This window comes from Pseudomonas moraviensis (assembly GCF_900105805.1).
GTDB classification, from domain to species: Bacteria; Pseudomonadota; Gammaproteobacteria; order Pseudomonadales; family Pseudomonadaceae; genus Aquipseudomonas; species Aquipseudomonas moraviensis_A.
Map to the genome: position 1 here is coordinate 5,489,375 of NZ_LT629788.1, position 20,846 is coordinate 5,510,220.

The following is a 20,846-nucleotide window of genomic DNA, read 5'->3' on the forward strand; positions in this document are numbered from 1 at the left end:
CGCGCGTTGGTGGCTGCCGCTGGACTGATGTTGATGGCAGTAACCGTCAACGCTGTGGCCGATTCAAAGGTCAACAGCGTGCGCCTGTGGCGGGCGCCGGACAACACGCGACTGGTCTTCGACCTGAGTGGCCCGGTGCAGCACAGCGTCTTTACCCTGACCGCGCCGGACCGGCTGGTGATCGACATCAATGGCGCCACGTTGGGCGCACCGTTGAACGTGCAGACCGCGAACACGCCGATCACCGCGATGCGCTCGGCCCAGCGTACGCCGACCGACCTGCGGGTGGTCATCGACCTGAAAAAAGCCGTCACCCCGAAAAGTTTCTCGCTGGCGCCGAACGCGCAGTACGGCAACCGTCTGGTGGTCGATCTGTTCGACAACCCGGCCGATGCCGCGCCGCCGCCAGCTCCAACGCCATCGGTGGCGACCTTGCCGGCAGTGCCGGTGACCCCGACTGAGCCGGCGATCAAGCTGCCGCCAGCCCCCGCCGGCAAGCGCGACATCATTGTCGTGATCGACGCCGGCCACGGTGGCGAAGACCCGGGGGCGTCCGGTTCGCGCGGCCAGCGTGAGAAAGACGTGGTGCTGCAGATCGCTCGCGAACTGCAGCGTCAGGTCAACGGCATGAAAGGCTTCCGCGCCGAACTGACCCGGACTGGCGATTACTTCATTCCATTGCGCGGGCGTACCGAGATCGCCCGCAAGAAGGGCGCCGACCTGTTCGTCTCGATCCACGCCGACGCCGCGCCGTCCGCAGCCGCTTTCGGTGCGTCGGTGTTCGCCCTGTCCGATCGTGGTGCTACCTCCGAGACCGCTCGCTGGCTGGCCGACAGTGAAAACCGATCCGACCTGATCGGCGGCGCCGGCAACGTCAGCCTCGACGACAAGGACCGCATGCTCGCCGGCGTCCTGCTCGACCTGTCGATGACTGCGTCGCTGACCTCCAGTCTCAATGTCGGCCAGAAGGTTCTGACCAACATCGGTCGGGTCACGCCGCTGCACAAACAGCGCGTGGAACAGGCCGGCTTCATGGTGTTGAAGTCGCCGGATATCCCGTCGATCCTGGTCGAAACCGGCTTTATCTCCAACGCCAACGAAGCGAACAAACTGTCTGCATCCAGCCACCAGCAGGCGCTGGCCCGGTCGATCAGCAGCGGCGTGCGCCAGTTCTTCCAGCAAAATCCGCCACCGGGCACCTACATCGCCTGGCTGCGTGATTCCGGCAAGATTGCCCAGGGCCCGCGCGACCACCGCGTCGGCCCTGGGGAAACCCTGGCGATGATCGGCGTGCGCTATCAAGTCTCCCCGGCCACTCTGCGCGCCGCCAACAACCTGAAAAGTGATGAGCTGAAAGTCGGTCAGCACCTGACCATTCCCGGCACCGAACTGGCGTCCAAAGAATGAACCAGGTATTGAACACTGCGCGCATCGAGCTGCTCAGCCCGCGGCTGGCGAACCAGATCGCCGCCGGTGAAGTGGTTGAACGTCCGGCCTCTGTTATCAAGGAGCTGCTGGAAAACAGCCTCGACTCCGGCGCCAGGCGTATCGACGTCGATGTCGAGCAGGGCGGCGTCAAGTTGCTGCGGGTGCGCGATGACGGCAGCGGCATTTCTGCCGATGACCTGCCGCTGGCTCTGGCCCGTCACGCCACCAGCAAGATCCGCAACCTCGAAGACCTTGAACAGGTGATGAGCCTGGGGTTTCGTGGCGAGGCGTTGGCGTCGATCAGCTCTGTGGCGCGTTTGACCCTGACCTCGCGCACCCGCGATGCCGATCAGGCCTGGCAGGTCGAGACCGAAGGCCGCGACATGGCACCGCGCGTGCAGCCGGCGGCGCACCCGGTCGGCACCTCAGTGGAAGTTCGCGACCTGTTTTTCAACACCCCGGCCCGGCGCAAATTCCTCAAGACCGAAAAAACCGAATTCGATCACCTGCAGGAGGTGATCAAGCGTCTGGCGCTGGCGCGTTTCGACGTGGCATTTCATCTGCGCCACAACGGCAAGACCATCCTCAGCCTGCACGAGGCCCATGACGATGCGGCCCGTGCGCGGCGCGTGGCGGCGATCTGCGGTTCCGGTTTCCTCGAACAGGCGCTGCCGATCGAGATCGAGCGCAATGGTCTGCACCTGTGGGGCTGGGTCGGTTTGCCGACTTTCAACCGCAGTCAGGCGGACTTGCAGTATTTCTTCGTCAACGGTCGGGCGGTGCGCGACAAACTGGTGGCCCATGCGGTGCGCCAGGCTTATCGCGACGTGCTGTTCAACGGTCGGCATCCGACCTTCGCGTTGTTTTTCGAGGTCGATCCGGCAGCAGTAGACGTCAACGTCCACCCGACCAAGCACGAAGTACGCTTCCGTGACGGGCGCATGGTTCATGACTTCCTGTACGGCACGCTGCACCGTGCGCTGGGCGACGTGCGACCGGAAGATCAACTGGCCGGTTCGGTCACCACGGCGATCGTTCGACCCAGCGGAATCGAGGCGGGTGAATTCGGCCCGCAAGGCGAGATGCGTCTGGCCGCCAATGCGCTGCTCGAGCAGCCGCAGGCGCAACCGGCGTTCAACACGTCATCCTGTGCCAGCGCTGGCGGTGCCTATCAGTACCAATACACGCCGCGGCCGCAATCGACAGTGCCTGCCGCCGAGGCGCAAGCCGCTTACAAAGAGTTTTTCGCGCCGCTGCCAGAAGCCAATGCCAACGCGCTTCCGGCTGGTCAGGAAGATATTCCGCCGCTCGGCTATGCACTGGCGCAGCTCAAGGGCATCTATATCCTGTCTGAGAACGCCCATGGCCTGGTGCTGGTGGACATGCATGCCGCCCACGAGCGGATCATGTACGAACGCTTGAAAATCGCCATGGCCAGCGAAGGCCTGAGTGGTCAGCCGTTGCTGGTGCCGGAGTCGCTGGCGGTCAGTCAGCGCGAGGCCGATTGCGCTGAAGAACATGCGGCGTGGTTTCAGCGACTTGGTTTTGAGTTGCAGCGGCTTGGCCCGGAAACCCTGGCGATCCGGCAGATTCCTGCGTTGCTCAAACAGGCGGAAGCCAATCGGCTGGTCGGCGATGTTCTGTCGGACCTGATGGAATATGGCACCAGCGACCGCATTCAGGCGCACCTCAACGAACTGCTCGGCACCATGGCCTGCCACGGCGCGATCCGCGCCAACCGGCGTCTGGCCCTGCCGGAAATGAACGGCCTGCTGCGCGACATGGAAAACACCGAGCGCAGTGGCCAATGCAACCATGGCCGACCGACCTGGACCCAACTGGGCCTGGACGATCTGGACAAACTGTTCCTGCGCGGTCGTTGATGAGCCAGCTCCCTCCAGCGATATTTCTGATGGGCCCGACCGCTGCGGGCAAGACCGATCTGGCCATCGAGCTGACCAAGGTGCTGCCGTGCGTATTGATCAGCGTCGATTCGGCGCTGGTCTACCGCGGCATGGACATCGGCACCGCCAAGCCTTCGAAAGAGCTGCTGGCCCAATACCCGCACCGGCTGATCGATATCCTCGACCCCGCTGAGGCGTATTCCGCTGCCGATTTCCGCCGCGACGCCCTGCAAGCCATGGCAGAGATCACCGCGCGGGGAAAGATCCCGCTACTGGTCGGCGGTACCATGCTCTATTACAAGGCTCTGGTCGAAGGTCTGGCCGACATGCCGGCGGCCGATCCCGAGGTGCGCGCGCAGATCGAGGAAGAAGCTGCACGTCTGGGCTGGCAAGCGCTGCACGATCAGTTGGCGCAAATCGATCCGGTGTCGGCGGCGCGGATTCATCCAAATGATCCGCAGCGCTTGAGTCGGGCGCTTGAAGTCTATCGAGTCAGCGGGCAGAGCATGACCACCCTGCGTGAGCAACAATCTGCGCAAAGTACTGAAGCAGCCGCTTCGGGACGCCAACAATTGCCCTATACTGTCGCGAACCTGGCCATTGCTCCGGCGAATCGTCAGGTTCTGCACCAGCGAATTGAACAAAGATTCACAAATATGTTGGAACAGGGATTCATCGACGAGGTCGTAGCCCTGCGTAAAAGAAGTGACCTGCATGCCGGGTTGCCGTCTATACGTGCGGTAGGCTACCGCCAAGTCTGGGATTATCTGGACGGCAAGCTGACATTGGCCCAGATGCAGGAGCGCGGCATCATCGCCACGCGCCAATTGGCCAAGCGCCAGTTTACCTGGCTGCGCAGCTGGGACGATTTACACTGGCTGGACAGTCTTGATTGCGACAATCTGCCACGCGCCTTGAAATACCTCGGGACCATCTCCATATTGAGCTGAGTCCTTGCAATTGCCGTCTATCCTTGGGGGTGTGACGGCCGAAGCCATCTGAATTTACCTGTTTTTATTATTGAATCCTTAAAGGAGTGCGGCACATGTCAAAAGGGCATTCGCTACAAGACCCTTACCTGAACACTTTACGTAAAGAGAAAGTCGGGGTTTCCATCTACCTGGTCAACGGTATCAAGCTGCAAGGAACGATCGAGTCGTTCGACCAGTTCGTGATCCTGCTGAAAAACACCGTCAGCCAGATGGTCTACAAACACGCTATCTCGACCGTCGTGCCGGTTCGTCCAATTCGTCTGCCTAGCGCAACCGAAAACGAACAGGGCGATGCCGATGCAGCGCCGGGTAACGCCTGATAGGAGTCTCCTTTGTTCTTTGAGCGCCACGGTGGTGGTGAGCGAGTCATCCTCGTTCACTTGGATGGACAGGACCCTGAGGCGCGCGAAGATCCGCAGGAGTTTCAGGAGTTGGCAAATTCGGCTGGCGCCGAGACCGTTGCGTTTTTTAACGTGCCGCGTCATCGGCCAACCGCCAAATATCTGATCGGCAGCGGCAAGGTCGAGGAACTGCGCGACCTGGTCAAGGCTGAAGAAGCCGATCTGGTGATTTTCAATCACATCCTCACGCCCAGTCAGGAACGCAACCTCGAACGTGTTTTCGAGTGTCGCGTGATCGACCGCACCGGGCTGATTCTCGATATTTTCGCTCAACGCGCACGTACCCATGAGGGCAAGCTGCAGGTCGAACTGGCCCAGCTTGACCACATGAGCACGCGACTGGTTCGCGGCTGGACTCACCTTGAACGTCAGGGTGGCGGCATCGGTATGCGCGGCCCCGGTGAAACCCAGCTGGAAACCGACCGCCGTCTGTTGCGGGTCCGTCTGCGCCAGATCAAGGGGCGGCTGGAGAAGGTGCGCAGTCAGCGCGAGCAGTCGCGCCGTGGCCGATCCCGTGCGGACATTCCTACCGTGTCGCTGGTGGGCTACACCAACGCCGGCAAATCGACACTCTTCAACAACGTGACGAAATCCGACGTGTACGCGGCCGATCAACTGTTCGCCACACTTGACCCGACCCTGCGCCGCCTGGAACTTGACGACCTCGGTCCGATTGTCCTGGCCGACACCGTGGGCTTCATTCGTCACCTGCCGCACAAGCTGGTCGAGGCATTTCGGTCTACGCTCGAAGAGTCGAGCAATTCCGACCTGTTGTTGCACGTGATCGATGCGGCCGAACCGGATCGCATGTTGCAGATCGAGCAGGTGATGGTGGTGCTGGGCGAGATTGGCGCTCAGGACTTGCCGATCCTGGAGGTCTATAACAAACTCGATTTGCTTGAAGGCGTCGAGCCGCAGATCCAGCGCGATGCCGATGGCAAGCCGCAACGGGTCTGGCTGTCGGCGCGTGATGGCAGTGGTCTGGAGTTGCTCGAACAAGCGATCGCCGAGTTGCTCGGCAGTGACCTGTTCGTGGGGACCTTGCGCCTGCCGCAACGATTCGCTCGACTGCGTGCGCAGTTCTTCGAACTCGGAGCGGTGCAGAAAGAAGAATACGATGAAGAAGGTGTCAGCCTGCTGGCCGTTCGTTTGCCCCGGATCGAGCTGAATCGATTGGTAAGCCGCGAAGGATTGCAGCCGATGGAATTCATCGAGCAACACACTTTGCAATAAAAGCCTGAAAAAGCGGTTGTGCCGCGACGGCAGGCATTCTGTAGCATTGGTCGGCGCGCCGTGGGTGCGTCTTTGCTTTATCAGATGGAGAGCGCTATGGCTTGGAATGAGCCGGGTGGCAACTCGAATAATCAGGATCCCTGGGGTGGCAAGCGCCGCAATAACGGCGACCGCAAGGGACCACCGGATCTCGACGAGGCCTTCCGAAAGCTGCAGGAAAGCCTGAACGGGTTGTTCGGTGGTGGTAAGAAACGCGGTGATGACGGCGGCGGTTCCGGCAGGAGCAGTGGCGGCTTCGGCGGTCTGCTCGGCATCGGCCTGGTCGTGCTGGCGGCCGTCTGGCTGTACAGCGCGGTTTACGTGGTGGACGAGCAGGAGCAGGCCGTGGTGCTGCGCTTCGGCAAGTACTACGAGACTGTCGGCCCGGGCCTGAACATCTACTTCCCGCCGATCGACAAGAAGTACATGGAGAACGTGACGCGTGAGCGTGCGTACACCAAGCAGGGCCAGATGCTGACCGAAGACGAGAACATCGTCGAAGTGCCACTGACCGTGCAGTACAAGATCAGCAACCTGCAGGACTTCGTGCTGAACGTCGATCAGCCGGAAATCAGCCTGCAGCACGCGACCGAAAGTGCACTGCGTCACGTGGTCGGTTCCACCGCCATGGACCAGGTGCTGACCGAAGGCCGTGAATTGATGGCGAGCGAAATCAAGGAGCGTCTGCAACGTTTCCTCGATACCTATCGCACCGGTATCACTGTCACCCAGGTCAACGTACAGAGCGCAGCGGCACCGCGTGAAGTGCAGGAAGCCTTCGATGACGTGATCCGCGCCCGTGAAGACGAGCAGCGCTCGCGTAACCAGGCCGAAACCTACGCCAACGGCGTGGTGCCGGAAGCCCGTGGTCAGGCCCAGCGCATCATCGAGGATGCCAACGGTTACCGCGACGAGACCATCTCGCGCGCCAAGGGTGAGGCCGATCGCTTCACCAAGCTGGTCGCCGAGTATCGCAAGGCTCCTGAAGTCACCCGCGAGCGTCTGTACCTGGACACCATGCAGGAAGTCTTCAGCAATACCAGCAAGGTCCTCGTGACCGGCAACAAGAACGGCCAGAGCAATCTGCTCTACCTGCCGTTGGACAAGATGATCCAGAACAGTTCGGGTAATGCACCGGTGACCGGTTCGGCCGCCAGCAACAACACGGACGTCACGCCGCATGTCACTGACGTGCCGCAGACGCGTACAAGGGAGACCCGCTGATGAGCAATAAATCGCTGATCGCCCTGATCGTTGGCGTTGTCGTGGTACTGGTGGGCTGGAATTGCTTCTACATCGTCGCTCAGACCGAGCGCGCGGTGCTGCTGCAATTCGGTCGTGTGGTTCAGGCCGATGTCCAGCCGGGTCTGCATGTGAAGGTGCCTTACGTCAACCAGGTGCGCAAATTCGACGCGCGCCTGCTGACGCTGGATGCACCGACGCAACGCTTCCTGACCCTGGAAAAGAAAGCCGTGATGGTCGATGCCTACGCCAAGTGGCGGGTGAAAGATGCCGAGCGCTTCTACACCGCGACTTCGGGTCTGAAGCAGATCGCCGACGAGCGTCTGTCCCGTCGTCTGGAATCCGGTCTGCGTGACCAGTTCGGCAAGCGCACCCTGCACGAAGTGGTGTCGGGTGAGCGTGATGCGCTGATGGCTGACATCACTGCATCGCTGAACAAGATGGCGGAAAAAGAGCTGGGTATCGAAGTGGTCGATGTGCGGGTCAAGGCCATCGATCTGCCGAAAGAAGTGAACCGCAGCGTGTTCGAGCGCATGAGCACCGAGCGTGAGCGTGAAGCTCGCGAGCACCGCGCCAAGGGTAACGAGCTGGCCGAAGGCATCCGTGCCGACGCCGATCGTCAACGCCGCGTGTTGCTGGCCGAAGCCTATCGTGAATCCGAAGAGGTTCGCGGTGACGGTGATGCCCAGGCTGCAGCGATCTACTCCAAGGCCTACGGTCAGGATCAGGAGTTCTACGGTTTCTACCGCAGCCTGCGTGCCTACCGTGAAAGCTTCGCGAACAAATCCGACGTCCTGGTCCTCGACCCAAGCAGCGACTTCTTCCGTTACCTGGAAAAAGCCAAGCCTTGACACGACGTTGACCTGAATCATTCCGCCCGGCGGCTAAAACCTCGGGCGGGGTGATCCTTTCGGAAAACGTGTGTATGATGCGGCAGCCGGGAAATTCCCGGCTTTTTTGCGTCTGCATGTTTGATTGCTGTTTTTGTTGCAGGCGTCGGGTTGAACGGCCCGAGCGTTTTTCGAGGAAAGTGATGGGCGAAGCCGGTAACAGGCCTTTCGCTGCGTCGTTCATGCGCGTGCGTTTTGAACGCCCCGGTCATTTTCTGCTTCACTCAAGGCTCGCCCTCGTGCTGGCCGCCCGGATCAAAGGGGAATGGCGTAATGGCAACGGTAGACCGCTGGCTGCTGCCAGATGGCATCGAAGAAGTACTGCCACCGGAGGCGGCGCGCATTGAAGTCGCGCGTCGTCAGGTGTTGGATCTGTTCCAGAGCTGGGGTTACGAGTTTGTCGTGACTCCCCATATCGAGTACCTGGAATCCCTGCTGACCGGCGCGGGCCAGGACCTGGATCTGCGTACCTTCAAGGTCATCGACCCGCAATCGGGCCGGCAGATGGGTTTCCGCGCCGACATCACGCCACAGGTCGCGCGTATCGATGCGCACACCCTGCGTCGCGAGGGTCCGAGCCGTCTGTGCTACGCCGGCAGCGTCCTGCACGCCCAGCCCCGTGCATTGTCGTCCTCGCGCAGCCCGATCCAGCTGGGCGCCGAGTTGTACGGCGATGCCAGCCCGAGCAGCGACGTCGAAGTCATCAGCCTGATGCTGGCCATGCTGCAACTGGCCGATGTGCCGGATGTGCACATGGACCTCGGGCATGTCGGCATCTACCGTGGTCTGGCGCGCGCCGCCGGTCTATCCGGTGAAGTCGAGCAGCAGTTGTTCGATGCCCTGCAGCGCAAGGCCATTGATGAAGTGATTACCCTGACCGAAGGTCTGCCGGCCGATCTGTCGGGCATGCTGCGCGCCTTGGTTGATCTGTGTGGCGGCCGTGAAGTGTTGAATGCTGCGCGCGAGCGTCTGGCCAATGCGCCGGCGCCGGTTCTGGCGGCGCTGGAAGATCTGCTGGCGATCGCCGAGCGGCTTTCCGTGCGCTTCCCGCAGTTGCCGTTGTATTTCGACCTCGGCGAATTGCGCGGCTATCACTACCACACCGGTGTGGTGTTCGCGGTGTTCGTGCCGGGCGTTGGTCAGTCCATCGCTCAGGGCGGTCGTTACGATGACATCGGCGCCGACTTCGGTCGCGCGCGTCCGGCGACTGGCTTCTCTACCGATTTGAAAACCCTGGTGACCCTGGGGCGTGCTGAGATCGAGCTACCGTCTGGCGGTATCTGGATGCCTGACAGTACGGATGCGGCACTCTGGCAGCAGGTTTGCCAGTTGCGCAGTGAGGGTCAGCGTGTCGTTCAGGCGTTGCCTGGACAACCTTTGGCCGCCGCCCGTGATGCGGACTGCGACCGGCAATTGATTCAGCAGAACGGGCTTTGGCAAGTATCGCCACTGGCTTCTTGAGTTTTCCTGCCGGCCATCGCCGGCACCAAGTTTGCGCGAATGAGGACAAGTGTTATGGGTAAGAATGTCGTAGTCCTGGGCACCCAGTGGGGTGATGAGGGCAAAGGCAAGATCGTTGATCTGCTGACCGAACATGCTGCCGCCGTAGTGCGCTACCAGGGTGGCCACAACGCGGGTCACACGCTGGTGATCGACGGCGAGAAAACCGTTTTGCACCTGATTCCGTCGGGCGTGCTGCGCGAAGGCGTGCAATGCCTGATCGGCAACGGCGTGGTGGTTGCACCTGACGCCCTGCTGCGCGAGATCACCAAGCTGGAAGAGAAAGGCGTACCGGTGCGCGAGCGCCTGCGTATCAGCCCGTCCTGCCCGCTGATCCTGTCCTTCCACGTCGCGCTGGACCAGGCCCGTGAAAAGGCCCGTGGCGAGCTGAAGATCGGTACCACCGGTCGCGGCATCGGCCCGGCTTACGAAGATAAAGTTGCCCGTCGTGGCCTGCGTGTCGGCGACCTGCTGAACATGCCACGTTTCGAAGACAAGCTGCGTGAACTGGTGGACTACCACAACTTCATGCTGGTCGGTTACTACAAAGAGCCAGCCATCGAGTTCGAAAAGACCCTGGCCGAGTGCAAGGAATACGCTGAGCTGCTCAAGCCGCTGATGCTCGACGTGACCGCCGAGCTGCACGACCTGCGTCGTGCCGGCAAGGACATCATGTTCGAAGGCGCGCAAGGTTCGTTGCTCGACATCGACCACGGCACCTACCCGTACGTGACCAGTTCCAACACCACCGCTGGTGGCGTAGCGACCGGTTCGGGCGTTGGTCCGATGTTCCTCGACTACATACTGGGCATCACCAAGGCTTACACCACCCGCGTCGGCTCCGGCCCGTTCCCGACCGAGCTGTTCGATGACGTCGGCGCGCACCTGGCCAAGCAAGGCCACGAGTTCGGCGCCACCACTGGCCGCGCCCGTCGTTGCGGCTGGTTCGACGCCGTCATCCTGCGTCGCGCTATCGATGTGAACAGCATCTCGGGTATCTGCCTGACCAAGCTGGATGTGCTCGACGGTCTGGAAACCATCAACATCTGCGTCGGCTACAAGGATGCCGAAGGCAATGCCGTTGCCCCGACCGATGCGGACAGCTACGTAGGCCTGCAGCCTGTGTACGAAGAAGTGCCGGGCTGGAGCGAATCGACCGTGGGTGCCAAGACCCTGGAAGAGCTGCCGGCCAATGCTCGCGCTTACATCAAACGCGTTGAAGAGTTGATCGGCGCGCCGATCGACATTATTTCGACGGGTCCGGACCGCAACGAAACCATCGTCCTGCGTCATCCGTTTGCCTGATAAGTCGTTGATGCGAAAAACAAAGGCCCCTTAATCGGGGCCTTTGTCGTTTATGCCTGTTGGACGGCATGACCTTTGCTGTGAATCTGTCTACAAGAGTGCCATCAAATTAATGGCGTCAGAAGTAGAGGGATTTAAAGTGTCAGCCGTTCTCTCACTGTTACAAAGCCGTTTGCTGCGGCCGGTGTTCGTTACCCTTGGTATCGCCCTTTTGGTGCAGGTGCTGGTCGCAGTCGCCCTGACGCGGAGCACGGTCACGGCGCTGGAAGCCGATCTGGCCGTGCGCCTGGGTGCCGACAGTCAAAAGCTCTCCGGTGAACTGGAGCAGGCCGGGCGTGAAGTGACCTCGAGTCTTGATGCGTTATCGGCCAGCACTCGTCAGCGCCTGACCGCCGGTTTGTCTGCCCGCCTCAAAGAAGAGCAGGCGCAACTACGGGCGACCCTCGAAAAGGATCTCAAGGATTCGGCCAACGACATGGCGCAGTTGCTTGCATCCGTAGCGCCGCGTGCCATGTGGGACAGCGACGTACCGACGCTGTCGGAGTTCGCCCGCCGTGCCCAGCGCAACCCCAACGTGCTGTTCGTGGTGTACGACGACGCCACCGGCCAACATCTGACTCGTTATCTCAATCGCGAAAACCCGATCAACAAGGCCTTGCTGGAAAAAGGCCAGGGCGAGCGTGCGCTGGACAAAGTGCTGGATGCGGCGAAGAACGACCCCTCGGTCTACTACCTCGAAGCCTCGATCAATCCCAACGGCGTGGAAATCGGCAAGGTGCTGATGGGTGTTTCCACGGCGTCGGTGGAAACCGATCTGGCCGAGCTCGACAAGCGTTTCCTTGCGCTGATTGCCAGCAGCGATCAACTGGTCGGCGACAGCCTCAAAGGCGCTGCCGCGGACAGCGCCAAGGCTATGCAGGCACGCCTGCAATCGGCACAGGCCACCGCTGGCGAAATGAAAGCCAACACCGCACAGACCGTTCAAGAGGCGGCTGCGACATTACGCTGGCGTATCGGCCTCGGCCTGGCGCTGGTCGGTTGCGGCGTGCTGCTGTTGCTGGCGGTGGTGCTGGGTCATCGGGTGGTCAATCGCCTGAAAATGCTCAACGCGGCGATGGATGATCTGGCGGCAGGCGAGGGCGATCTCACCAAGCGTGTGCAGATCAACAGCAAGGATGAGATTGGCGACATGGCATCGGCGGTCAATCGCTTCGTCGACAAGTTGCAGCCGATCGTGCGCGAGGCGGGCGACGTCGCTCAGCGCACCGGCGTGGAAATCGGTGCGATGACCTTGCGCAATGCCGGCGCCGATGCGGCTGCCGGGATGCAGCGCGATGAGGTCGCAGAAAGCCTGCGCGCTCTGTCGCAAATGGCCGACGAGGCGCAGTCGGAAAGTCAGGCGATGCAGGCGGCGTTAAAGCAGGTTGTCGACATTCGCCAGGCCACTGATGAGAACACTCGTACTTCCGCCAAAGTCGGCAGCCTGATTGAGGCATTGGCAGGGCAGGTCGATACCGGAGCGAAAGTCATCGAGCGGCTGGCGCAGCAGAGCGAGCAGATTGAGGTGGTGCTGACGGTGATTCACGGCATCGCCGAACAGACCAACCTACTGGCATTGAACGCTGCGATCGAGGCGGCGCGGGCCGGTGAAACCGGGCGTGGGTTTGCCGTGGTGGCGGATGAAGTGCGTGCCCTGGCGAGCAAGACGCAAAGCTCCACCGGCGATATTCAGGCGCACATCGTCGCTCTGCAGCAGGGCGCGCGTGAAGCGGTCGAAGCGATTGGCCAGGCCGGACGGCAGGCCAGCGAAGGTTTGCTGGTATTGCGCGACAGTGCGCGGTTGCAGCAGTCGGTGCAGGCTTCGGTTGAGCAGGTGCATGCGGCGATCGGTCTGGCGACGCAAGCGGCAGCGCATCAGGCGCAGGGCGCGCAGGCAGTGCGGGGGCGTGTCGAGACGATCCATGCACAGGCCGAAAAAGCGGCGCAGGCAGTGGTGGAAACCACGGCCAGTGGCAAGGTGCTGGATGGTCTGGCGGCGCAGCTGAAAGCCAGTCTGGGGCAGTTCCGCGCTTGATGTTGGCTGTGCTGGCCGTATCGCGAGCAGGCTCACTCCTACATTTGGAATACGTTCCCCTATAGGAGTGAGCCTGCTCGCGATAGCTGTTTCAGCGGCTCAAATACATCCGCGTCGTCAGCAGATATACCGGCAGTCCGGAGACCAGAATCAACAACGCCGCATACGGCGCCGCTGCCGCAAACTCGACATTCGCCGTGTGCGCCCAGACCTCTGTCGCCAGCGTATTCAGTCCAGTCGGACTGAGCAGCAACGTCGCCGTCAATTCCTTCATCGCATCGAGAAACACCAGCGCAAACGCCGCGCCCAGTGCCGGGAAAATGATCGGCAGGGTCACCCGGCAAAACGCCGTGAACGACGACGCGCCCAGCGTACGCGCTGCTTCTTCCAGCTGCGGTGCAGCCTTGTTCAGCGCGGTACGGATCGGCGCTTGCGCCAGTGGCAGGAACAGCAGCGCATAGGCGATCAGCAACAAGCCCGACGTCTGATACAGCGCCGGCACGTAATGCAGGGCGAAATACACCAGCGTCAACGCAATCACCAGTCCCGGCAGCGCGTGCAGCAGATAAGGCAAGCGTTCGGCCCAGATTGCCAATTGGCCTTTATAGCGCACCACCAGCAGTCCGACCGGAACCGCCAGCAGCAGGCACAACGCCGCGCCGCCCAGTGACAATGCCAGCGACGACAATAACGCCTCGCTGATCGCTGCTACCGGGAACGCTGCTGACGAACCGACCGCCAGCCAGTACGCCAACATTCCCAACGGAATGCCGCTGCCGATGATCGCCAGCAACAGGCAATACAACTGACCGAGCGCAGCCCACGGCCCAAGCTTTACTTGTTCGGCCTGTCGGGCTGCGCCCTGGCCGGTGCGCACATGCCGGCCCTTGCCGCGCACGCGCAACTCCAGCCACAACAAGAGCAGACACAGCGCCAGCAACACCGCAGAAAGCATCGCGGCATTGGCGTTGCTGAATTCCAGTTCGAATTGCTGGTAGATCGCCGTGGTAAACGTCTGCAGGCCGATGATCGACAGCGCGCCGAACTCCACCAGCATGTGCAGGGCGATCAGCAACGAGCCGGCCAGCAGCGATGGCCACAGCAGCGGCAGGGTGACGCGGAAAAACACGCCCCAGCGATTCTGCCCCAGCGTGCGAGCGGACTCTTCGAGAGAGGGATCGAGATTGCGCAGGGTCGCCGCGACTGGCAGAAAGATCAGCGGGTACTTCGACAGGCTCATCACCAGAATCGCGCCGCCGAGGCCTTCGAACTGCGCACTCAGCGACACCCAGGTGAAGCTGCTGACGAATGCCGGCACTGCAAACGGCAGGCACAGGATCACGCCCCACAGGCGTCGACCTGGCAGATTGCTGCGTTCCAGCAGCCATGCCAGCGACAGGCCGATCACGCCGCAGGTGATCGTCACGCCGATCATCAGTGCCAAAGTATTGCGCAACAGGCCAAACACATACGGGCGCCACAACAAGTGCAACGCCTCGGCCCAGCCGGCCTGCCAGGCTTTCACTCCGACGTAGGCCAGGGGCAACAGGCTCAATACCACCAGTAGCAGAACCGGCAGCACCAGCCAGATCGACGGCCGTTTGCGTCTTGGCACATAACCCCCGCGCGTGGCGGGGGCCGATAACGATGCTGCCATCAGTTCAGGCCAACTTCGCGTTCCAGCTCCAGGGCTTCTTCAGCATTGCCCAGATCCGCCGGAGTGACGTTCGGCGCTTCCAGTTCGCTGAATGGCTTGAGGCCGCGATCCGATTCCATGCCTTTGTGCAGCGGGTATTCGGCGGTGGTTTGGGTGATCACGCGCTGGCCTTCTTCGCTGGCCATGAACGCGAGGAATTGCTGGGCTTCTTTTGGATGTTTGCTGGATTTGAGCACGGCAGCGCTGGACACGGTGATCAAGCCGCCAGCGTCGCCGCCGGTGAAATAATGCAGTTTGGAGTCGAGCTTGCCTTTCTCGCGCTGCAGGGCGAACCAGTAATAATTGTTCACCAGCACCGTGGCGACTTCGCCGTTCTCCACGGCTTTGAGCGCGACCATGTTGTTGCTGTAGGTCTTGCCGAACGCGCGCAGACCGGTCAGCCATTCTTCGGCAGCGTCGCGACCGTGCAGTTTGATGATCGCAACGGCCTGCTCCTGGAAGGCGCCGCTGGTCGGAACGAAACCGACTTTGCCCTGCCATTGTGGCTCGGAGAACTCCATGACCGATTTCGGCAGGTCTTTTTCATCGATCAGTTTCGGGTTGAACGCTACCACGCGCACCCGGGCGGTGACACCGATCCAGGTGCCATTGGCGGCGACATATTTTTCCGGCAGAACCGCCAGTGTGGCGTCATCGGCCTTGGCCAGCAGGCCCTGTTCGCCGAGGTTGTTCAGCGGCGGCGACTCTTCGGTGTAGATTACGTCGGCGGGGGAGCGATCGCCTTCTTCGATGATCTGGCTGGCGAGCTGATTGCTGCTGCCTTTGCGCACGTTGACGTGAATGCCAGTCTTGGCCTCGAAAGCCTTGGCAATCGCATCGCCGACTTCCTTGTGCTGGCCGTTGTAGAGGGTCAGGGAAACCGCATCGGCAGCCTGGGTGAGGGGAGTGGCGAGCGCCAGGCCGAGGAGGGTGAAGGTCAAGCCTCGGCGCAGGGTATTTCGAAACGTCATTCGCAGGGTTCCTCACTGTCGCATTGCAAAAACTTGCAACAATGATAAACGATATTGTTTCTCAAGTGCGGCTTGTGCGGGACAAGGGGATCGGGTAGACCTGCGGAAATTCAGGGAGCCAGAAACGCAAAAACCCGCTTTCGCGGGTTTTTGGGAAATCCAAGGCCTGAACCCTGGATTTGAATTGGTGCCCAGAAGAAGACTCGAACTTCCACGACCGTAAGGTCACCAGCACCTGAAGCTGGCGTGTCTACCAATTTCACCATCTGGGCAATATCGCAAGCGTTGCCGCTGTTGATGTGGCGCACTATACGGAGGCCTTTTTGATCTGTAAACCCCTGATTTGGTTTTAATAAATCAGAGTGAACAAAAGCTTTCCCGCAAATGCAAAAAACCCGCTTTCGCGGGTTTTGTGTGAGTCTTGAAACTGATCTAGTCTCAAACTCGAAATTGGTGCCCAGGAGAAGACTCGAACTTCCACGACCGTAAGGTCACCAGCACCTGAAGCTGGCGTGTCTACCAATTTCACCACCTGGGCATCATCGAAAGCGCTTGTGCGTCGTCGATGGCGCGCACTATACGGAGCGTCTTTTTAACTGTAAACCCCTGCTGCAGAAAAAACTGAATTTTTTTACCAGCGGCGTTCAAAAGCGTATCTGCGCGTCGATACAGGGCCTTGTAAGGCCTTATAGAGTCGGAAATTTCCCGTTTCCCGGCGCCTATGCCAAACTAACCCGCATATAGACAAGGTGAAAACTCTCTAATGGCCGATTGGCAGTCCCTCGATCCCGAGGCCGCTCGTGAAGCGGAAAAATACGAAAACCCTATTCCCAGCCGCGAACTGATCCTGGCGCACCTCGCCGATCGGGGTTCGCCTGCTGCCCGCGAGCAACTGGTCGAAGAGTTTGGTCTGACCACAGAAGACCAGATCGAGGCCCTGCGCCGCCGCTTGCGCGCTATGGAGCGCGACGCTCAATTGATCTACACCCGCCGCGGCACTTACGCGCCGGTGGACAAGCTCGACCTGATCCTCGGCCGCATCAGCGGTCACCGTGACGGCTTCGGCTTCCTCGTGCCGGACGACGGCAGCGACGACCTGTTCATGAGCCCGGCGCAAATGCGCCTGGTGTTCGACGGTGACCGTGCACTGGCGCGGGTTTCCGGGCTCGACCGGCGTGGTCGCCGCGAAGGCGTGATCGTCGAAGTGGTATCCCGCGCTCATGAAACGATCGTCGGCCGCTACTTCGAAGAAGGCGGCATCGGTTTCGTCGTTGCCGACAATCCGAAGATCCAGCAGGAAGTGCTCGTCACCCCGGGCCGCAATGCCAACGCGCAGATCGGTCAGTTCGTCGAGGTGAAGATCACCCACTGGCCAACGCCGCGCTTCCAGCCTCAGGGCGATGTGGTCGAAGTGGTCGGCAACTACATGGCGCCGGGCATGGAAATCGATGTTGCCCTGCGCACTTACGACATTCCGCACGTCTGGCCTGAAGCCGTTCTGAAGGAAGCCGGCAAGCTCAAGCCGGAAGTCGAAGAGAAGGACAAAGAGAAGCGCATCGACCTGCGCCATCTGCCGTTCGTCACCATTGACGGCGAAGATGCCCGCGACTTCGACGACGCGGTCTACTGCGAAGCCAAACCGGGCAAGCTGCGTCTGTTCTCCGGTGGCTGGAAGTTGTACGTGGCGATTGCCGACGTTTCCAGTTATGTGAAGATCGGCTCGGCGCTGGATAACGAGGCTCAGGTTCGCGGCAACTCGGTGTATTTCCCCGAGCGCGTGATCCCGATGCTGCCGGAACAGCTGTCCAACGGCCTGTGCTCGCTGAACCCGCAGGTCGATCGTCTGGCCATGGTCTGCGAGATGACCATCTCCAAGTCCGGCGAAATGACCGACTACTGCTTTTATGAGGCAGTGATCCATTCCCACGCCCGTCTGACCTACAACAAGGTCAGCGCGATGCTGGAAACGCCGAAAGCTACCGAAGCGCGCAAATTGCGTGGCGAATACACCGATGTCGTGCCGCACCTCAAGCAGCTCTACGCGTTGTACAAAGTATTGCTGGCGGCCCGTCATGTGCGGGGCGCGATTGATTTCGAAACCCAGGAAACCCGGATCATCTTCGGTTCCGAGCGCAAGATTGCCGAAATCCGTCCGACCGTGCGCAACGATGCGCACAAGCTGATCGAGGAATGCATGCTGGCGGCCAACGTCGCCACCGCCGAATTCCTCAAGAAGCACGAAATTCCTGCGTTGTATCGCGTTCACGCCGGCCCGCCGCCAGAGCGTCTGGAAAAGCTGCGCGCTTTCCTGGGTGAGCTCGGCCTGTCCCTGCACAAGGGCAAGGACGGTCCGTCGCCGAAGGATTACCAGGCCCTGCTGGCGAGCATCAAGGATCGTCCGGATTTCCATTTGATCCAGACCGTGATGCTGCGTTCCTTGAGCCAGGCGGTGTACAGCGCTGAAAATGACGGTCACTTCGGCCTGAATTACGAAGCCTATACCCACTTCACCTCGCCGATCCGTCGTTACCCGGACCTGCTCACGCACCGCGCGATCCGCAGCGTGATCCACTCCAAACAGGACACCCCGCACGTTCGTCGTGCCGGTGCGATGACCATTCCCAAGGCGCGCATCTATCCGTACGACGAAGCGGCGCTGGAGCAACTCGGCGAGCAGTGCTCGATGAGCGAACGCCGCGCCGACGAAGCGACCCGCGACGTGGTGAACTGGCTCAAGTGCGAGTTCATGAAGGATCGCGTCGGCGAGTCGTTCCCGGGCGTGATCACCGCTGTGACCGGTTTTGGCCTGTTCGTCGAATTGACCGACATTTACGTCGAAGGCCTGGTGCACGTCACTGCGCTGCCGGGCGATTACTACCACTTCGATCCAGTGCATCACCGCTTGGCGGGCGAGCGTACCGGTCGCAGTTTCCGTCTTGGCGACACCGTTGAAGTGCGGGTCATGCGCGTTGATCTCGACGAACGCAAGATCGACTTCGAGATGGCGGAAAAAACCATCAGCGCGCCGATCGGTCGCAAGAAACGTGGCACCGAAACCGCTGCGCCTGCTGCCAAGGCTTCGGAAGAAAAGGCTCCAGCGAAAACCGCCAGCCGTCGTCCGGCCAAGGAAAAGGTTGCCGAAGCCTATCGCCCGAGCGATGCCGTGGCGAAAAACGCCGAGCTGCGCAAAAGCCGTGAATTGAAGAAGGCCTTGTTGGCCGATGCGAAAAACGGTGGTAAAGCGGCGTCCGGGGGAAAGACCGGGCGGTCGGCGCCTGACAGGGCGACCGACGGCAAGCCAGCCAAGCCGAGCAAACACCGTAAGGGCCCGCCAAAAGCGGGTTCCGCTCCAGCCAAAAGCGGCGGGGCGCGTAAACCGAAGGCGAAGTCATGAGTCAGTTGGAAAAAATCTACGGCGTTCACGCGGTAGAAGCGTTGCTGCGTCACCACCCCAAACGCGTCAAGCAGATCTGGCTGGCGGAAAGCCGCAACGATCCGCGCGTGCAGACGCTGGTCGAACTGGCCAACGAAAACCGTGTGCAGGTCGGCCAGGCCGAGCGTCGCGAAATGGACGCCTGGGTTGAGGGCGTGCATCAGGGTGTGGTCGCGGAAGTCAGTCCGAGCCAGGTCTGGGGCGAGGCGATGCTCGACGAGTTGCTCGATCGTACTGAAGGCGCGCCGCTGTTGCTGGTACTCGACGGCGTGACCGATCCACACAACCTCGGCGCCTGCCTGCGTTCGGCCGATGCGGCCGGGGCGCTGGCGGTGATCGTGCCGAAAGACAAGTCGGCCACGCTGACCCCGGTTGTGCGTAAAGTCGCCTGCGGCGCAGCGGAAGTGATTCCACTGGTGGCCGTGACCAACCTGGCACGCACGCTGGAAAAGCTTCAGCAGCGCGGCCTCTGGGTAGTCGGCACGGCCGGTGAAGCCGAGGTCAGCATTTATGACCAGGACCTGACCGGCCCGACCATCCTGATCATGGGCGCCGAAGGCAAAGGCATGCGTCGCCTGACCCGTGAACATTGCGACTATCTGGTAAACCTGCCGATGGCCGGCAGCGTCAGCAGCCTCAACGTCTCGGTCGCCACCGGCGTGTGCCTGTTCGAGGCCCAGCGCCAGCGCGGGGCGAAGGCCAAGGCTGCCGCGAAAAAATAAGCTTCACGCAATCAATTGTAGGAGTGAGCCTGCTCGCGATAGCGGAGTTACATTCAGCACATAAGTTGAATGTTGCACCCTCATCGCGAGCAGGCTCACTCCTACATTGCTTTGCGCCAAGGCGAAGATCGGTGGTTGTTCAAATAATCACCAATTGCCTTGCACCTCTTCTGTCCCTTCTCTACAATTGCGCCCCTTGCTGTGACGGCAGGCACGCATGTGCCCCGCGCCAGCAAGTCCATAAGTGTCATTCACTCCTTGTCTGACCGTTTTTGAGCGGCAGGCTACAACCCGTAAGGAGCATTCATGCGTCATTACGAAATCATCTTTCTGGTCCACCCGGATCAGAGCGAGCAAGTCGGCGGCATGGTTGAGCGTTACACCAAGCTGATCGAAGAAGACGGCGGCAAAATCCACCGTCTGGAAGACTGGGGCCGTCGTCAACTGGCCTACGCAATCAACAATGTTCACAAGGCTCACTACGTGATGCTGAACGTTGAGTGCACTGGCAAGGCCCTGGCCGAGCTGGAAGACAACTTCCGCTACAACGATGCAGTGATCCGTAACCTGGTCATCCGTCGCGACGAAGCCGTTACCGGCCAGTCCGAGATGCTCAAGGCTGAAGAAAACCGCAGTGAGCGCCGTGAGCGTCGCGACCGTCCTGAGCACGAAGGCGCCGAAGGCACCGACAGTGATGACAGCGACAACAGCGATAACGCTGACGAGTAATCCACGGACCTTATTAAGGAGCCTATCAAATGGCACGTTTCTTCCGTCGTCGTAAATTCTGCCGCTTCACCGCTGAAGACGTGAAAGAGATCGATTACAAAGATCTCAACACTCTGAAAGCCTACGTATCCGAGACCGGCAAAATCGTTCCAAGCCGCATCACCGGTACCAAAGCTCGTTATCAGCGTCAGCTGGCCACCGCTATCAAGCGCGCCCGCTTCCTGGCCCTGCTGGCCTACACCGACAGCCACGGCCGCTGAGACCGGGCAGTCGACAAGTAGCAAAGG

General features: G+C 60.9%; 17 protein-coding genes and 2 tRNA genes. 14 read left to right on the plus strand and 5 right to left on the minus strand.

The genetic code is table 11. From position 1 onward, the window contains the following. Positions 1 to 27 precede the first annotated feature (27 nt). The 7 genes from BLU71_RS24580 to hflC all read left to right on the plus strand — a co-directional run bounded on the left by BLU71_RS24580 (position 28) and on the right by hflC (position 8,090). Complete coding sequence (locus tag BLU71_RS24580; protein WP_376779067.1) at positions 28 to 1,407, plus strand: N-acetylmuramoyl-L-alanine amidase; 1,380 nt, start codon at positions 28 to 30, stop codon at positions 1,405 to 1,407. Continuing rightward, complete coding sequence (mutL, locus tag BLU71_RS24585) at positions 1,404 to 3,311, plus strand: DNA mismatch repair endonuclease MutL (RefSeq protein WP_083354081.1); 1,908 nt, start codon at positions 1,404 to 1,406, stop codon at positions 3,309 to 3,311. The genes BLU71_RS24580 and mutL overlap by 4 nt, the downstream gene beginning before the upstream one ends. Continuing rightward, positions 3,311 to 4,282 carry a tRNA (adenosine(37)-N6)-dimethylallyltransferase MiaA gene (miaA, locus tag BLU71_RS24590; RefSeq protein ID WP_083354082.1) on the plus strand — a complete coding sequence of 324 codons (972 nt, stop codon included), beginning with the start codon at positions 3,311 to 3,313 and terminating at the stop codon, positions 4,280 to 4,282. Before mutL ends, miaA begins: the two co-directional genes overlap by 1 nt. Before the next feature lie 95 nt (positions 4,283 to 4,377). Next, positions 4,378 to 4,644 (plus strand): RNA chaperone Hfq, encoded by a 267-nt coding sequence (hfq, locus tag BLU71_RS24595; RefSeq protein WP_016771947.1) that lies wholly within the window; start codon positions 4,378 to 4,380, stop codon positions 4,642 to 4,644. A gap of 12 nt (positions 4,645 to 4,656) precedes the next feature. Beyond that, positions 4,657 to 5,958, plus strand: coding sequence for a ribosome rescue GTPase HflX (gene hflX / locus BLU71_RS24600; protein WP_042607805.1), 1,302 nt, complete (start codon positions 4,657 to 4,659; stop codon positions 5,956 to 5,958). Between the two features lie 96 nt (positions 5,959 to 6,054). Next, positions 6,055 to 7,221, plus strand: coding sequence for an FtsH protease activity modulator HflK (hflK, locus tag BLU71_RS24605; protein ID WP_024011368.1), 1,167 nt, complete (start codon positions 6,055 to 6,057; stop codon positions 7,219 to 7,221). Continuing rightward, positions 7,221 to 8,090, plus strand: a complete 870-nt coding sequence (gene hflC, locus BLU71_RS24610; protein WP_016771945.1) for a protease modulator HflC — start codon at positions 7,221 to 7,223, stop codon at positions 8,088 to 8,090. Before hflK ends, hflC begins: the two co-directional genes overlap by 1 nt. 17 nt (positions 8,091 to 8,107) lie before the next feature. On the opposite strand, the gene BLU71_RS27390 is transcribed toward hflC, so the two are convergent. Beyond that, entirely contained in the window at positions 8,108 to 8,353 is a 246-nt protein-coding gene (locus BLU71_RS27390) for a hypothetical protein (RefSeq protein WP_133247382.1), read from the minus strand. Between the two features lie 49 nt (positions 8,354 to 8,402). Between BLU71_RS27390 and BLU71_RS24615 the strand changes: the two genes are divergently transcribed. The 3 genes from BLU71_RS24615 (at position 8,403) to BLU71_RS24625 (ending at position 13,008) form a co-directional block, all read left to right on the plus strand. Continuing rightward, on the plus strand, positions 8,403 to 9,590 hold the full coding sequence (locus BLU71_RS24615; RefSeq protein ID WP_042607806.1) for an ATP phosphoribosyltransferase regulatory subunit: 1,188 nt from the start codon (positions 8,403 to 8,405) through the stop codon (positions 9,588 to 9,590). 54 nt (positions 9,591 to 9,644) lie between these two features. Next, on the plus strand, positions 9,645 to 10,934 hold the full coding sequence (locus tag BLU71_RS24620; RefSeq protein ID WP_042607807.1) for an adenylosuccinate synthase: 1,290 nt from the start codon (positions 9,645 to 9,647) through the stop codon (positions 10,932 to 10,934). A gap of 139 nt (positions 10,935 to 11,073) precedes the next feature. Beyond that, positions 11,074 to 13,008, plus strand: a complete 1,935-nt coding sequence (locus BLU71_RS24625; protein WP_083354083.1) for a methyl-accepting chemotaxis protein — start codon at positions 11,074 to 11,076, stop codon at positions 13,006 to 13,008. A 91-nt stretch (positions 13,009 to 13,099) separates the two neighbouring features. Here BLU71_RS24625 and BLU71_RS24630 read toward each other — a convergent pair whose 3' ends face one another. The 4 genes from BLU71_RS24630 to BLU71_RS24645 form a co-directional block, all read right to left on the minus strand. Further along, positions 13,100 to 14,665, minus strand: coding sequence for an ABC transporter permease (locus tag BLU71_RS24630; RefSeq protein ID WP_083354084.1), 1,566 nt, complete (start codon positions 14,663 to 14,665; stop codon positions 13,100 to 13,102). After that, a complete protein-coding gene (locus tag BLU71_RS24635) occupies positions 14,665 to 15,675 on the minus strand; it encodes an extracellular solute-binding protein (RefSeq protein ID WP_016771941.1) in 1,011 nt (336 codons plus the stop codon). Before BLU71_RS24635 ends, BLU71_RS24630 begins: the two co-directional genes overlap by 1 nt. A gap of 185 nt (positions 15,676 to 15,860) precedes the next feature. Next, positions 15,861 to 15,947: transfer RNA gene (locus BLU71_RS24640), tRNA-Leu, on the minus strand. A 179-nt stretch (positions 15,948 to 16,126) separates the two neighbouring features. Then, positions 16,127 to 16,213: transfer RNA gene (locus BLU71_RS24645), tRNA-Leu, on the minus strand. 225 nt (positions 16,214 to 16,438) lie between these two features. Here BLU71_RS24645 and rnr point away from each other — a divergent pair. The 4 genes from rnr to rpsR all read left to right on the plus strand — a co-directional run bounded on the left by rnr (position 16,439) and on the right by rpsR (position 20,819). Further along, positions 16,439 to 19,069, plus strand: a complete 2,631-nt coding sequence (rnr, locus tag BLU71_RS24650; RefSeq protein WP_064363092.1) for a ribonuclease R — start codon at positions 16,439 to 16,441, stop codon at positions 19,067 to 19,069. Continuing rightward, positions 19,066 to 19,830, plus strand: a complete 765-nt coding sequence (rlmB, locus tag BLU71_RS24655) for a 23S rRNA (guanosine(2251)-2'-O)-methyltransferase RlmB (RefSeq protein ID WP_024011372.1) — start codon at positions 19,066 to 19,068, stop codon at positions 19,828 to 19,830. Before rnr ends, rlmB begins: the two co-directional genes overlap by 4 nt. Positions 19,831 to 20,136: 306 nt before the next feature. Then, positions 20,137 to 20,559: a 30S ribosomal protein S6 gene (gene rpsF, locus BLU71_RS24660; protein WP_016771938.1), complete on the plus strand. Its 423-nt coding sequence runs from the start codon at positions 20,137 to 20,139 to the stop codon at positions 20,557 to 20,559. 29 nt (positions 20,560 to 20,588) lie between these two features. Then, complete coding sequence (rpsR, locus tag BLU71_RS24665; protein ID WP_002551829.1) at positions 20,589 to 20,819, plus strand: 30S ribosomal protein S18; 231 nt, start codon at positions 20,589 to 20,591, stop codon at positions 20,817 to 20,819. The last annotated feature ends 27 nt before the right edge of the window (positions 20,820 to 20,846 follow it).

Excerpts from the sequence above, each read along its gene's own strand:
- BLU71_RS24615 (WP_042607806.1), top strand. The coding sequence starts at position 8,403 with ATGGCAACGGTAGACCGCTGGCTGCTGCCAGATGGCATCGAAGAAGTA.
- BLU71_RS24580 (WP_376779067.1), top strand. The coding sequence starts at position 28 with ATGTTGATGGCAGTAACCGTCAACGCTGTGGCCGATTCAAAGGTCAAC.
- hflC (WP_016771945.1), top strand. The coding sequence starts at position 7,221 with ATGAGCAATAAATCGCTGATCGCCCTGATCGTTGGCGTTGTCGTGGTA.
- rnr (WP_064363092.1), top strand. The coding sequence starts at position 16,439 with ATGGCCGATTGGCAGTCCCTCGATCCCGAGGCCGCTCGTGAAGCGGAA.
- hfq (WP_016771947.1), top strand. The coding sequence starts at position 4,378 with ATGTCAAAAGGGCATTCGCTACAAGACCCTTACCTGAACACTTTACGT.
- rlmB (WP_024011372.1), top strand. The coding sequence starts at position 19,066 with ATGAGTCAGTTGGAAAAAATCTACGGCGTTCACGCGGTAGAAGCGTTG.
- rpsF (WP_016771938.1), top strand. The coding sequence starts at position 20,137 with ATGCGTCATTACGAAATCATCTTTCTGGTCCACCCGGATCAGAGCGAG.
- hflK (WP_024011368.1), top strand. The coding sequence starts at position 6,055 with ATGGCTTGGAATGAGCCGGGTGGCAACTCGAATAATCAGGATCCCTGG.
- miaA (WP_083354082.1), top strand. The coding sequence starts at position 3,311 with ATGAGCCAGCTCCCTCCAGCGATATTTCTGATGGGCCCGACCGCTGCG.
- BLU71_RS24635 (WP_016771941.1), bottom strand. The coding sequence starts at position 15,675 with ATGACGTTTCGAAATACCCTGCGCCGAGGCTTGACCTTCACCCTCCTC.
- BLU71_RS24620 (WP_042607807.1), top strand. The coding sequence starts at position 9,645 with ATGGGTAAGAATGTCGTAGTCCTGGGCACCCAGTGGGGTGATGAGGGC.
- mutL (WP_083354081.1), top strand. The coding sequence starts at position 1,404 with ATGAACCAGGTATTGAACACTGCGCGCATCGAGCTGCTCAGCCCGCGG.
- rpsR (WP_002551829.1), top strand. The coding sequence starts at position 20,589 with ATGGCACGTTTCTTCCGTCGTCGTAAATTCTGCCGCTTCACCGCTGAA.
- BLU71_RS24630 (WP_083354084.1), bottom strand. The coding sequence starts at position 14,665 with ATGGCAGCATCGTTATCGGCCCCCGCCACGCGCGGGGGTTATGTGCCA.